This window comes from Pseudogemmobacter lacusdianii, from assembly GCF_030848395.1.
GTDB lineage: Bacteria > Pseudomonadota > Alphaproteobacteria > Rhodobacterales > Rhodobacteraceae > Pseudogemmobacter > Pseudogemmobacter lacusdianii.
Genome location: NZ_JAVDBT010000019.1, coordinates 44897 through 57991, shown reverse-complemented (window position 1 = coordinate 57991; position 13095 = coordinate 44897). Strand labels below are relative to the sequence as shown.

The following is a 13095-nucleotide window of genomic DNA, read 5'->3' as shown; positions in this document are numbered from 1 at the left end:
TCTGTCAGTCTCCTCGCGGAGCCTGAATCACGCCGCGAGTGGATAATCAATGGGTCCTGACCCTAACCCGGCCATGCGCTAAAAAACAGTTGATCCGCGTTTCCCCATCGGGTCATCTGGCCGCAAAACCCGGCAGTGAACCGCAGAAGCGCCGCTTTACCGAATGGACCTTCAAAGCATGGCCGTTGAGCCCCTTCAACAGATCACGCCGATCCTTCTTTGTGGCGGCTCCGGTACGCGGCTCTGGCCGCTGTCGCGCAAGAGCTATCCCAAGCAATTTGCGCTGATGGTCGGTGGGGTCAGCCTGTTCCAAGCCTCGGCCCAGCGGCTTTCGGGCCAGGAGGCCACGACAGCCTTTGCCCGCCCGGTTGTTGTCACAGGATCGGACTACCGCTTTGTGGTGACCGAGCAGCTGGCCCGCGTGGGCATCGATCCCGGGCCGATCTTGATCGAGCCGGCCGCGCGCAACACCGCTCCGGCGGTTTTGGCGGCGGCGCTGCATCTTGCGCAAAGCGATCCAGAAGCCGTGGCTTTGGTCGCCCCCTCAGACCATGAGATCCCGAACCCGCAAGCATTTCGCGCCGCCGTCAGACGCGGGCTGCCGGCTTTGCGGACGGGACAGATCGTGACGTTTGGCATCACACCGGACCGGGCTGAGATCGGTTATGGCTATCTTGAGCTGGCAGCAGAAAGCCAAAGTGAAGCGGTGCCGCTCTCGCGCTTCGTCGAAAAGCCCGATGCGGTGCGGGCGGCAGAGATGGTGGCGCAGGGTAACTTCCTGTGGAACGCTGGCATCTTCCTTTTCAGAGTCAGAGATCTCATCACTGCTTACGAAAAGTTTGCGCCCGAGATGCTGCAAAAGGTGCGCAAAGCGCTTGAACTAGGCCGCAACGATTTGGGCTTTTTACGTTTGGATCCCGAGGCTTGGGACGGGGTTCAGGATGTCTCGATCGACTATGCCGTGATGGAGAAAGCAACGAACCTTTCGGTGGTCCCCTTCTCGGAGGGCTGGTCCGATCTGGGGGGCTGGGATGCGGTTTGGCGGCAAGGGACGCCGGATGCAGCGGGGGTGGTAACCTCAAGCCACGCAACAGCAATTGACTGCCGCGACACCTTGTTGCGCTCGGAATCCGAAGCGGTTGAGCTGGTGGGAATTGGCCTTACCGACATCATCGCCATTGCCACGCCCGATGCGGTGCTGGTGGCTTCGGCCAACCGGGCTCAGGATGTGAAACAAGCGGTGGCGGTGCTGAAAGCCCGCCGCGCTCGGCAGGCCGAAACCCTGCCCCGCGACTACCGGCCCTGGGGCTGGTATGAAAGCCTTGCCAATGGTGACCGGTTTCAGGTCAAGCGCATCCATGTGAACCCCGGTGCGGCGCTGTCGCTGCAATCGCATATGCACCGCTCCGAGCATTGGATCGTGGTCGAAGGCACCGCCCGTGTGACCATCGATGAGCGTGAGTTGCTCGTTTATGAGAACCAGTCGGTCTATATCCCGATCGGCTCAGTTCACCGGCTGCAAAACCCCGGTAAGCTGCCGATGGTGCTGATCGAAGTGCAAACCGGCAGCTATTTTGGCGAAGATGACATCACCCGCTACGACGATGTCTATGCCCGGGGCCAAGGCGCTAAGGGTTGAACTTAATCTACAAAATTACGGCGCCCTAGGGGTGGGGCGCCGTTATTCTTTGACCTATTCGAACATTTAGAACGGCATCGGATGATCGCGGCGCACGGCGCGGATCTCCTCCAAAACCTCCTCCGACAGCACCAAATCCGCCGCACCGAGGTTTACCTTCAACTGCTCTAGTGAGGTGGCGCCGATGATCGGGATCGTGGTGAAAGGCCGGGTGCGACAGAAGGCGATGGCCATTTGGCAGGGGTCAAGGTCGTGGCGCGCGGCGATGCCCAGATAGGCCGCGACGGCGGGGAAAACTTGGGCAGTGATACGGCCGCCAAGGTCAGGCACGCGGCTGCGGCGGGTATGCTCGGGCGTCACATCCCCGGCATATTTGCCCGACAAAAGCCCCGCCGCCAGTGGTGAATAGGCCAAGAGCGGCACATTCTCGGCAATCGAGAACTCGGCCCAATCGGTGTCGAACTGGCGGCACAAGAGGTTGTATTCATTCTGAATTGTCGCCATCCGCGGCAGGCCGAGGCTTTCCGCCAGATGCAGCCAGCGCCCAGCACCCCAGACGGTCTCATTGGACAGACCAATGGCGCGGATCTTGCCCTCATCCACCAAGGCTTTGGCGGTCGCCAGCACATCTTCCATATGGGCCGTCTCGGCTGCGCGGTCGACATGCACCGGCGCAAAATCCCAATGTTTGCGGAAGTGATAGCTGCCACGGTTGGGCCAATGCAGTTGATAAAGATCAATGTAATCAGTGCCTAAACGCCGCAAAGACGCCTCAAGCGAGGCGCGCATTTGCCGGCCGGTGATCACCTCACCGGGGCGGATCACCTCTCCCTTGCCAACGATCTTCGTGGCCAGAACCAGCCGATCACGCCCCCCGCGCGCGGCCAGCCAAGAGCCGATGATCGCTTCGGTATCGCCTGCGGTTTCGGCCTTTACCGGGGCCACAGGGTACATCTCGGCGGTGTCCCAGAAGGTAACCCCATGATCAAGCGCCATATCGGCCTGCGCATGGCCCTCGCTTTCCGTGTTTTGGCTGCCCCAAGTCATCGTGCCGAGGCAAATCTCCGTCACGGTCAGGCCGGTTTCGCCAAGCGGGATCATCTTCATCGTTCTCTCCTTCTGGACCGCCAGATTAGCCGTTGGAGCGGCACAGACAAGCGTATGGCGAACGTATGGCAAGCGTATGGATCACGTCTGGCTTTGGTCAGGCTGCTGCGCGCCAAGCACATCAGCAGCGGCGCAAGCATCTGGCCCTTTGCAACGCCTTAGTTTAAACGGGCGCAAACTTGCATTTGGAGGCCCTCATGGCACGGATTCTCGTCACCTCCGCCATTCCTTACATCAACGGCATCAAGCATCTGGGCAATCTGGTCGGCAGCCAGCTGCCGGCAGACCTTTTCGCCCGCTATATGCGCGCGCGCGGCCATGAGGTGATGTTCATCTGTGCCACCGATGAGCATGGCACTCCGGCGGAATTGGCCGCGGCAAAGGCCGGCAAGCCGGTCGATGAATATTGTGCTGAGATGCATGAGGTGCAGGCGGAATTGGCCCGCGGCTTCCGGCTGTCGTTTGACCATTTTGGCCGCTCGTCCAGCCAACGCAACCACCGCCTGACCCAAGCCTTCGCGGCGCGGTTGGACGAGCAAGGCCTGATAAAAGAGGTCTCGGAGAGCCAAGTCTATTCGATCGATGACGGCCGCTTCCTTCCCGACCGCTATATTGAGGGCACCTGCCCCAATTGCGGCTATGACTCGGCGCGCGGCGATCAATGCGACAATTGCACCAAGCAGCTGGACCCGACCGATCTGATCGATGCGCGCTCGACCATCTCGGGCTCGACCAATTTGGAGGTGCGCGAGACCAAGCATCTTTACCTGCGCCAATCCGAGATGCGCCAACAGCTGCGCGATTGGATCACCTCGAAAACCGATTGGCCGGTGCTGACCACCTCGATCGCGCTGAAATGGCTGGATGATGGCGAAGGCCTGCAAGACCGTGGCATCACCCGCGATCTGCATTGGGGCATTCCGGTGCAAAAAGGCGATGAGCCTTGGCCGGGGATGGAAGGCAAGGTCTTCTACGTCTGGTTCGACGCGCCGATCGAATATATCGCCGGGACCGCGGAATGGGCCGATGCCAATGGCAAGCCCGATGCGGAATGGGAGCGGTGGTGGCGCACCGATAAGGGCGCCGATGACGTCACCTATTACCAGTTCATGGGCAAGGATAACGTGCCCTTCCACACCCTGTCTTTCCCGGTGACGATCTTGGGCTCGGGCGAGCCGTGGAAGCTGGTCGATTACCTTAAGTCGTTCAATTACCTGAACTATGATGGTGGCCAATTCTCAACCTCGCGCGGGCGCGGCGTGTTCATGGATCAGGCTTTGTCGATCCTTCCGGCCGATTACTGGCGCTGGTGGCTCTTGTCCCATGCGCCCGAAAGCTCGGATTCCGAGTTCACTTGGGAGAATTTCCAAGTGTCGGTGAATAAGGATCTGGCGGATGTCTTGGGCAACCTTGTCAGCCGGGTGACGAAGTTCTGCGCTTCGAAATTTGGCACCGAGGTTCCGGCGGGCGGCATGTATGGCGAGCAAGAGCTGCGGCTGATCGAGGATCTGCGCACGCGGATTGCCGATTATGCGGCCTGCATGGAGGCGATGGAGGTCCGCAAAGCGGCGACTGAGTTGCGCGGCATCTGGGTGATCGGCAACGAATATCTGCAATCGGCGGCGCCTTGGTCGGTGGTGAAGACCGACCCCGAGGCGGCTCAGACGATGATCCGGCTGTCGTTGAACCTGATCCGGGTCTACGCGGTGCTGTCGCAGCCCTTCATCCCGGATGCAGCAGCCGTGATGATGAAGGCGATGGGCTCGGACGATTGGTCTTGGCCCGATGATGTGGCGGCGGCGATGTCGGCGCTGCCGGCAGGCCATGCCTTTGAAGTGCCTGAGAATTTGTTCCGCAAGATCACTGATGAAGAGCGCGCGGAATGGCAGCAGCGCTTTGCCGGCAAGCGCGACTGAGCCTGCGCTTTCAAGCTTCAGCGTTAAGACAATGGTAAGGCCGGTTCGCGAAAGTGAACCGGCCTTTGCTTTGCCTAAGAATCACCGCAAAGCGCCTTGTCCTATTGTTCATTTGTACAGCTTTGCGCGCCCAGCAGTGGGAAGTTTTTCCGCCCATGCCCAGAAACAGGAGATAATGATCCTAGATACAACCTGAAGAACAGCGGACTTCGGAACAGTCTCCGTGATATGTTGAGAGGGTTCGGACCTGTGATCTTTCCCTAGTTGCCCAGAACGGAGCCCCGAGATGTCTGCAACATCGCCGCCCCGGCGCTCATATGCCATTGCTGCCGCCGTGCTCTTTATCATCGCTTATGTCGCGATGGTGGGGCTGATCTTAACTCCGAAAGAGCTGTTGCATGCGCCGCCCCCAGGGGCGCTGCAGGCCATAGACTAAGGCATAAAGCGCCCCCTGCTCAGGGGCGCTTTATGCCTGATCGCAGGCTTGTGGGAGGAACCACGGCCCGCTTTGCGGGGCGGTGTTCATCGCCACCTTGCAGCCATAGGCCCGCTCAAGAAGCGGGGCAGTCAGCACCTCGGCCGGGGTGCCTTCGGCGGCGAGACGGCCGTCGATGATGAAGGCCATGCGGTCGGCGAACATGGCCGAAAGGTTCAGGTCATGCATCACGGCGACAACGCCGCCGCCCTGATCGGCATAGGCACGGGCCAGCCGCATGACTTGCAGCTGATGGCCAAGATCAAGGCTGGCGACCGGCTCATCCAAGAAGAGCCAACGCGGACCTTGCGGGCCGATGGGTTGCCAGACCTGCGCCAAAGCGCGGGCGAGATGGCTGCGCTGCCGCTCGCCGCCTGAAAGGGTTTGGAAAGGGCGCGTGGCATGATTGGCCAGACCAACCGCGGCCAGAGCGGCCTCGATCAGCCCCGGCTCGGCGGCGAAATCTCCGGCCTCTTGGCCCATCGCAACGATCTCGGCCACGGTGAAGGCGAAGGCGACTTGGGTGTCTTGCGGCAGAACGGCGCGCTGGCGGGCGAGATCCGAGGCTTTGGCCTTGGCGGTGGATTGGCCGTTGAGCTTGACGTCACCGCGGGCGGGGATCTCGCCCAAAGCGGCTTTGAGAAGCGTGCTTTTGCCGGCGCCATTGGGGCCGCAAATGGCCAAAACCTGACCGGCTTTCGCGGTCAGGCTGATGCCATGCAGCACCTCACGCTTGGCAAGGCTGGCGTAGATGTCCGTTATTTCAAGCATTTAACCACGAAGCGCGCCCTTCTGGCGCAGAAGGATCCAAAGGAAGAAGGGGGCGCCGAAGAGCGCGGTGAGAATGCCGATGGGCAGCTCGGCCGGGGCGACGATCGAGCGAGAGGCAAGATCGGCCAGCACCAAGAGCCCAGCGCCAAGCAGTGCGGAATGCGGCAGGAGAAGCCGGTGATCGGGGCCCATCGCAAGGCGCAACAGGTGCGGCACCACGATGCCGACAAAGCCGATGCCACCCGAGACCGCTACAGCGGCCCCCGTCGCGGCGGCGGCGCCGAAAATCGCACGGCGCTTCACGCTTTGCACGTTGTGGCCCAGATGCGCGGCCTGCGCCTCGCCCAAGGCCAGCGCGTTAAGGCCGCGTGCCAAACCCGGCGCGATCAAAAGCACCAAAAGGATCAGCGGCAAAGCGGCGGCGAGCCTGCCCCAAGTGGCGCCCGCAAGCGAGCCCATGCCCCAGAAGGTCAGATCGCGCAGCTGTTTGTCATCGGCCATATAGACCATCACCCCGGTGACCGCCCCCGCCAAAGCGCCCAGCGCAATGCCCGCCAAGAGCATGGTCGCAACATCGGTGCGCCCCCCGGCGGTGGCGGCGCGGTAAAGGAGCAACGTCGCGGCCCAACCGCCGAAGAAGGCCGCAAAGGGCACCAGATGCGCACCGATGAGATCGGCCATCCACAGCGGCAGGAAGCTGCCCAGAACGATCGCCATCACCGCACCAAGACCGGCCCCTGCCCCGATGCCAACGATGCCCGGATCGGCCAGCGGATTGCGGAACAGCCCCTGCAACAGCACGCCCGAAACGGCGAGCGCTGCCCCCACCGCAAGCCCCATCACCAGACGCGGCAGGCGGATGTCATAGAGGACCACCTTATCGCGCAGCGTGAGCCCCTCGGCACTGAAGGGGGCTTTGAGCAAGGTGCCAAGCCCAAGGCCCGCCGCGCCAGAGGTGAGCGACAGGATCGATGCGGCAAGCACCAGCAGGATCAGCCCTGCGGTCAGCCCGTAAGGCACAGGCCGCAGGCCCGGCCGGGCGCGTGAGGAGGCAAGCGCAGTCATCTGGTTACCCTTTAACCCCATAGAGCGCTTGATAAAGTTGTTCGGCGGCTTCGGGCGTGCGCGGGCCGAAGCCCAGAAGGAGAAGCCCGTCCATCCGGATGATCGCGCCGGTTTTGCCCGCCGGGGTCTCGCCCAAAGCAGGATGGGCGACAACCTCGGCATCGGCCGCGGCAAGATCGCCCTCGCGGTCCATCATCAAGATGACATCGGGGGCCGCGGCGATGATCGCCTCGTCGGTGATGGGCTTATAGCCTTGGAAACCGACTGCGGCGTTTTCTCCGCCTGCGAGCTCAATGATACCTTCGGCGGAAGACCCCTCTCCCCCAGCCATCAGCTTGCCGCCGTTCATCGACAGCAGGAAAAGGACTTTCTTTTTGACCGGCACTGCGGCGGCGCGGATCTTCGCGGCCTCAAGACCGGCGGAGACCGAAGCGGCCAAAGTGGCGCCTTCCTCGGGCTTGCCGAGAGCCTGCCCCACAGCGGTGATTTTGGCAGGGATGCCATCGGCGTCATGCGTCACCGGCATCACCGCAAAGGGGATACCGGCGGATTGCAGCACCTCGACGGCGGCGGGCGGACCGGCGTCGCCATCGGCGATGATCAGGGCGGGGTTAAGCGCCAACACATTTTCCGGCGAGAGCGCGCGGATATAGCCCACATCGGGCAGCGCCTCGACGCTGGGCGGATAGGTCGAGGTGGAATCGCGCGCCACAAGGCGGCCTTCCTCGCCCAAAAGCACAACGATTTCCGTGACCGAGCCGCCAAGCGCGATCAGCCGCTCTTGGCTTTCGGCAAGCGCCGGAAGACCAAGATTGGCAAGAGCAAGCGCCATAAGCGCGGGTTTGGGAAAGCGCATCATGCTTGCACCTCTTCCAGTGCGGGCAGCTCTGCGACGAGGGCATTCCACGGCTCGGCGGGCGTGTCTTTGCGGTAACCGAAGATCTGCAAGATCAGTTCTCCATCCGCGGCAAAACCTTCGACGCTGAAGACATCGCCGGTGCGGGTGGGTTTCCAGACGCGGTAAACCTCGGCCAGACGGTCGGTGCGCAGGTGCAGGTTGAAGCGCGGATCCATGACGTTGATCCAAGGCCCCATCGGCATAACCTTTTCGATCGGACCGCCGTGGATCTGGATGCAGCCCATATTGCCAACGAAGATCATCACCGGGATCTGGCCCTCGGCGGCGCGTTCAAGGGTCAGCGTCACGGATTTCGGGTCAAGCCGTTCGGCATAGGGCGCGCCGGCAATCCGGTAGGCGCCGAGGCGGTTGACGCCTTGATCGCGGGTCATGCCGATGAATTGATGGGTGTCGGTCATCGCGTCCCAAGCCTGGCGCAGCCCGGCGGCTTGGTCGGGCTCACCCTTGGCGGGATCAGCTGGTTTGGGTTCCGTGAGCGTGAGCCTGTCGGACTGCTCGGGCAGGCGCATATTGGCGAGGAGATCGGCCCAAGGCCCGTGGTCAGACTCGGCATTCAGCCAAACTTTATGCACAGCATCGCCTGCGGCATCAAAGACTTGCAGGCTGCGGCGCGGGCCATTCTCGCCCGGCTCTTCCACCGCATAGGCATGCACCCAATGCTTGCCGAAGACCCGCAGATCAATCTCGGGCCCAAGCACCATCGCAGCAAAGGCGCCGGTGCGGTAATCAAGGTAAGTGCCGCGCCGTTCATGCACGCAATGCGCGTTGCGGGTCAGTGCCATGACATCGCCAAGCTTGCCCACCCAAGGCAACAGCCGGTCTGGGTCGGCGACGATCGCGGTGGCGGTCTGGCCGACATAGGCCGCGACCAGATCCGCCTCGGTGATGCCTTGCACCATAGCGAAATCCCGGGCGCGGGCTTTCATATTCTCGGAACGGGCGGCGCGAATCTGCTCAGGGGCCAGTTTGGCCATGACATGTCCTTCCAGTGGTCCATTTGGATACGCGCGTCACTGGCGGCGGCTGGGGCGCGGGCGGAATTTGCCTTATTCTAAGGGCCCCTTGCGGGGGCTCAGATACTTGACAATTACAGTAGGCATTTCTAGAAGCGCACTCCTGACAGTTCAAGTCAGAATCTTCTACGGCCAGCCCTAGCCCATAAGCCCGGCGCACGCGAAAGGTAGAAGCCCTGCGAGCGTTCCAGTGGTTGCCTCCTCTGCTTTGAGAGCAGGCGCTGGGAGATGGAAAACTGGCCGCATTTTGGCGCGGACCTGCCGGAAACATTCGGCGCAGGCGCCGAAATTTGGCGGTAAATGCCGGAGATTGGCCCCGGCTTGAGGCAAGAGATGTTGAAGATCACCCCCGCGAAGCTGCGCTTGACTGCAACTGCCGGTCTGGTTGGGTTAATGGCCTTGTCCGGGGGCGCTTGGGCGCAAGAGGCTGCAACGCCAGAAGTGTCCACGAGCGCGCCGGAGCTGGCTGCCCCTGCCACTGAGACGCCGAGCGTGGCTCTGCCCGCGACCGAGGCGCCGGTCGCACCAGAGACTGAGGCTGAGGCTGCCGCAGCACAAGAGGCTGCACCGGCCGCCGCCCCTGCTTTGCCGGTGAGCGATCCGCAACCTGCCGCGCCGCATGTTGAGACCGATTTGATGAGCCTTGTGTTGATGGCGCATCCGGTGGTGCAGGCGGTGATGGCGCTGCTTGCGGCCTCGATCTTCGCGGTGCTGACGATTTTCCTGTTTAAAATGGTTGAGTTCCAACTGGCCTTTGCGCGTCTGGCCAAGACCCATGCGGCTTTGCGCGCCAGCGAGGGGCTTGCCTTGACCGAAGGCAATGGCCCCTTGGCGCTGAGCATCCGGGCGGCGGCGGCGGAGCTGGCCGAACTGCCGAAGCCTTTGACCGCGGATCTGCGCGCCTCGGCCCGCGGACGTCTGGATCTGTCGCTGGAACGGATTGAGGCGGGTGCGGTGCAAGAGCTGCGCGGCAGCACTGGGCTTTTGGCCTCGATCGGGTCGGTCGCGCCGTTTGTCGGGCTGTTCGGCACGGTTTTCGGCATCATGAACAGCTTCTTGGCGATTGCCGCCACCAAGACCACCAGCCTTTCGGTGGTGGCACCGGGCATTGCCGAGGCGCTTTTGGCCACCGGCATTGGCCTTGTTGCCGCGATCCCGGCCGTGCTCTTGTACAACCGCTGCCAGCGCCGGATCACCGCCTATCGCCACAAGCTGGCCGATGGCACCGCCGAGGTGCTGCGCCGCTTCAGCCAGGCGCTGGATGCGCGGATGGAGGCCTAAGATGGCGGTCAAGCTGGACGAAGGCGAGAGCGAGCTGAGCGAGATCAACGTCACGCCTTTCATCGACGTTATCCTAGTTTTGCTGATTGTTTTCATGGTGGCAGCGCCTTTGTCGACGGTGGATATCGCCGTGGATCTGCCCGGTTCAACCGCGCCCAGCACCGACCGCCCCGATGAGCCTTTGTGGCTGACCTTCACCGCGGATCGCAGCCTGATGCTGCATGAAACCGCGCTGGATACAGCCGCTTTGGCCGCAGCTCTGGATGCAGAAACCGGCGGCAAGCGCGACACGCCGGTCTTCCTGCGCGCCGATCGCAGCATCGATTACGGCGCATTGATGGGGGTTTTGGACGCCTTGCGCGCCGCGGGCTATCTGAAGGTGGCCTTGGTTGGATTGGAGGGCGCGCAATGAGTGCGGCTCCTTCGCGGTTTATCGGTTGGCTTTTGGCGGGTGCCTCCTCGGCGGCTTTGCTGTCGGGTGCTGCGGCACTGGCAATGGTGCAGCAAAGCCGGGTGACGGATGCGCCGATGATGCTGGACCTGTCGATGCTGCCATCAAGCGCACCGACGGTGGCAGCTGTGGCGGAAGAAGCCCCCGAGGTGATGGATGAGGTCAACCAGCAGGCGGCTTTGCCCGATGAGGCACCGCCGCCTGAGATTGCCGAGGAACTGCCGCCAGAAAAGCCCTTCCACACGCCCTTGAGCTTGCCAAAGATCGAAACGCCCGCCGTTGCCGATCTGGCTTTGCCGCCGCCCCCCGAAGAGCCGGTGGAGCCAGAAAAGGTGGAAGAAAAGCCGGTTGAGCCGGTGAAGAAGGCTGAGAAAAGGCCCGAACCGAAACCTGAGCCCAAGCCGAAGAAGAAGGCCGAGAAGCCCAGAGAGGTCGCGGAAGCGCCGAAAAAGGCCGAGAAAACCGAGAAAGACAGCGTTCAGGCCGATGCCAAAGCCGCGGCCACCGGCGCCAAGGCGGGCAAGGCGCAGGGCGGCTCGAATGTCTCGCCCAAGGCCTATCAGACCTCGGTCTTTAAGAAGATTCAGAAGAAAACCCGCCGGATCAAGGGCCGTGGCACGGCACTGGTCGGGCTGACCATTGCGGCAAATGGTGGGTTGGCCTCGGTGCAGATTTTGCAAAGCTCTGGCGACAGCAAGCTTGATGGTGCAGCACTGGATGCGGTGCGCAAGTCGGGGCCCTTTGGTCCGACGCCAAGCGGCGCCACGGTGAGCTATTCCTTCCAGATCGGCAGCTGAGCCGACATCGCTGCCGAAACGCGCCGCGCCGCCCCTTCCCTACGGGAAAAGGGGCGGCGCAGGCCTTATCTGGTGGTGGTCTTATTCAGCGGTTTCGTAGACGGCAGCCGAGGGCTTGGGCAGGATCTGGCCCGGCGCCACGATCAGCGCGACAGCAAAGAGATAGGCCAAAACGAAGATCGCCAGCGCGGCATAGCCGAGCGGGCCGCGATCAGGTTGACGGAAAAGACGGTTCATCTTTGGCTCCTACATGACGGGCAGCGCCGGCGGGGCCTAAGGGGATCGGGGCAGATCGATCCGGAAACCAAGGCCGTCGTCGACTCGTCACAGTTAATCTAGCAAGATACTCGTGATTAATCTTGTGCGAATTTTGCCGCTCTGGGAAAAATTATTCTCCGCTCGGCAGGTTTTCTTAGCGGTTTTTGACGTCTACGGGGTAAGCGGTTGTGAACTTCATCCGCTCCATCGCGAAATGGCTGGTGACATTCTTGATCGCCACCGCATCGGTGAGCCGCTTATAAAGCCCGTCATAGGCCGCCATATCCGGCACCGCGACGCGCAAAAGATAGTCCATCTCGCCCGCCATCCGCCAAGATTCCATGATCTCGGGGATCGATTCCACCGCCGCCAGAAACGCCTCACGCCATTCGGCGGAATGGTCGGGCGCCTCGATGCCGACAAAGACGGTAAGGCCAAAGCCGAGCTTGGCGGGATCGGCCAAAGCCACGCGGCGGGTGATGACCCCGGTGGTTTCAAGCTTTTGGATGCGCTTCCATGCCGGGGTCTGCGACAGCCCGGCGCGGTCGGCGATGCGCGCGATCGGCTGGGTGGCGTCTTCCATCAGCTCGGCCACGATCTTGCGGTCGATGAGGTCCAGAGCGGTCATTGGGCTGCTTCCTTTCCGGCACTAAGGGCGGGTGACGTTAGAATGCAGACAAACCAGCAAATGTCTAGCGCCTCTATCGTGTATAATCAGAAAGCCGCTAAACCCGCAAAGCCGACATTGATTCTCGTCTATGCTCATCGTAACGCTGGGATATGATCACGCAGAAGATGAAATATGCGCTGAAGGCGCTGCTGGCACTGGCCGATGAGGCGGGCAAAGCCCAACCTCAGGCGCTGACAATCGAAGAGATTGCCAGACGCTCGGGCACGCCCAAGCGGTTTTTGGAGCATATTTTGCTGGAAGTGCGCAATGCTGGCGTGATCGCCTCGACCCGCGGACGTTCGGGCGGCTATAGCATGATCAAGCGGCCGGCGGATGTGTCGATCTCGGAGCTTCTGCGCACGATTGACGGGCCGATTGCCCCCCTGCCCTGCCTGTCGCGCCGCGCCTATCAACGCTGCGAGGATTGCACCGATGAGGCCAGCTGCCGCATCCGCAAGGTCTTTGCCGAGGTGTTCTGGTCCTATCTTCTGATCATCGAGTCGCTGACTTTGGAAGATATGATGCGGCAAGGCAGCATTGCCGATCAGGTTCTGGGCGCGCCGGAACAGGCGTAAGCCCCTGACAGCCTTATAATTTGGCGAAGATCCCGCCGCGATCCGTTGGAGTCGCGCTGAGAATTTCCTTCTAAAATCACGATTAAATTAGGCGTCAATATTCCGTTGCAATACTCGACCACTCCTGTCGTTATTAAGCCAGACCCGGAACACTGACC

The 13095-nt window shown here is 61.9% G+C and carries 14 protein-coding genes; 7 read left to right on the top strand and 7 right to left on the bottom strand.

The annotated features are described in order from the left end of the window. Positions 1 to 178 precede the first annotated feature (178 nt). A complete protein-coding gene (locus Q9295_RS16525; protein WP_306681695.1) occupies positions 179 to 1639 on the top strand; it encodes a mannose-1-phosphate guanylyltransferase/mannose-6-phosphate isomerase in 1461 nt (486 codons plus the stop codon). A gap of 66 nt (positions 1640 to 1705) precedes the next feature. Here the strand turns inward: Q9295_RS16525 and Q9295_RS16520 are convergent, their stop codons facing one another. After that, the gene (locus Q9295_RS16520) at positions 1706 to 2746 is read right to left on the bottom strand and encodes an aldo/keto reductase (RefSeq protein WP_306681694.1); all 1041 of its coding nucleotides are present in this window, start codon (positions 2744 to 2746) and stop codon (positions 1706 to 1708) included. Positions 2747 to 2943: 197 nt separating this feature from the next. Between Q9295_RS16520 and metG the strand changes: the two genes are divergently transcribed. Then, entirely contained in the window at positions 2944 to 4662 is a 1719-nt protein-coding gene (metG, locus tag Q9295_RS16515; protein ID WP_306681693.1) for a methionine--tRNA ligase, read from the top strand. A gap of 286 nt (positions 4663 to 4948) precedes the next feature. Continuing rightward, positions 4949 to 5098, top strand: a complete 150-nt coding sequence (locus Q9295_RS16510; RefSeq protein WP_306681692.1) for a hypothetical protein — start codon at positions 4949 to 4951, stop codon at positions 5096 to 5098. A 30-nt stretch (positions 5099 to 5128) separates the two neighbouring features. On the opposite strand, the gene Q9295_RS16505 is transcribed toward Q9295_RS16510, so the two are convergent. The 4 genes from Q9295_RS16505 to Q9295_RS16490 are packed head-to-tail and all read right to left on the bottom strand — an operon-like array spanning position 5129 to position 8866. Next, entirely contained in the window at positions 5129 to 5908 is a 780-nt protein-coding gene (locus Q9295_RS16505; RefSeq protein WP_306681691.1) for a heme ABC transporter ATP-binding protein, read from the bottom strand. Next, entirely contained in the window at positions 5909 to 6973 is a 1065-nt protein-coding gene (locus Q9295_RS16500) for a FecCD family ABC transporter permease (RefSeq protein WP_306681690.1), read from the bottom strand. Between the two features lie 4 nt (positions 6974 to 6977). Then, a complete protein-coding gene (locus tag Q9295_RS16495) occupies positions 6978 to 7832 on the bottom strand; it encodes a heme/hemin ABC transporter substrate-binding protein (RefSeq protein ID WP_306681689.1) in 855 nt (284 codons plus the stop codon). Beyond that, complete coding sequence (locus Q9295_RS16490; RefSeq protein ID WP_306681688.1) at positions 7829 to 8866, bottom strand: hemin-degrading factor; 1038 nt, start codon at positions 8864 to 8866, stop codon at positions 7829 to 7831. The genes Q9295_RS16495 and Q9295_RS16490 overlap by 4 nt, the downstream gene beginning before the upstream one ends. Before the next feature lie 372 nt (positions 8867 to 9238). Between Q9295_RS16490 and Q9295_RS16485 the strand changes: the two genes are divergently transcribed. From Q9295_RS16485 to Q9295_RS16475, 3 genes are read left to right on the top strand one after another with little or no spacing between them, the layout of a single operon-like run. Further along, the gene (locus Q9295_RS16485; protein WP_306681687.1) at positions 9239 to 10186 is read left to right on the top strand and encodes a MotA/TolQ/ExbB proton channel family protein; all 948 of its coding nucleotides are present in this window, start codon (positions 9239 to 9241) and stop codon (positions 10184 to 10186) included. A gap of 1 nt (position 10187) precedes the next feature. Beyond that, positions 10188 to 10598 carry a TonB system transport protein ExbD gene (gene exbD, locus Q9295_RS16480; protein WP_306681686.1) on the top strand — a complete coding sequence of 137 codons (411 nt, stop codon included), beginning with the start codon at positions 10188 to 10190 and terminating at the stop codon, positions 10596 to 10598. After that, on the top strand, positions 10595 to 11434 hold the full coding sequence (locus Q9295_RS16475; RefSeq protein ID WP_306681685.1) for an energy transducer TonB: 840 nt from the start codon (positions 10595 to 10597) through the stop codon (positions 11432 to 11434). The genes exbD and Q9295_RS16475 overlap by 4 nt, the downstream gene beginning before the upstream one ends. A gap of 81 nt (positions 11435 to 11515) precedes the next feature. On the opposite strand, the gene Q9295_RS16470 is transcribed toward Q9295_RS16475, so the two are convergent. Continuing rightward, complete coding sequence (locus tag Q9295_RS16470) at positions 11516 to 11671, bottom strand: hypothetical protein (RefSeq protein ID WP_306681684.1); 156 nt, start codon at positions 11669 to 11671, stop codon at positions 11516 to 11518. Positions 11672 to 11846: 175 nt separating this feature from the next. Further along, positions 11847 to 12320: an Lrp/AsnC family transcriptional regulator gene (locus tag Q9295_RS16465; protein ID WP_306681683.1), complete on the bottom strand. Its 474-nt coding sequence runs from the start codon at positions 12318 to 12320 to the stop codon at positions 11847 to 11849. Positions 12321 to 12472: 152 nt separating this feature from the next. Here Q9295_RS16465 and Q9295_RS16460 point away from each other — a divergent pair, with 152 nt between their 5' ends. Further along, the gene (locus Q9295_RS16460) at positions 12473 to 12937 is read left to right on the top strand and encodes an RrF2 family transcriptional regulator (RefSeq protein ID WP_306681682.1); all 465 of its coding nucleotides are present in this window, start codon (positions 12473 to 12475) and stop codon (positions 12935 to 12937) included. The last annotated feature ends 158 nt before the right edge of the window (positions 12938 to 13095 follow it).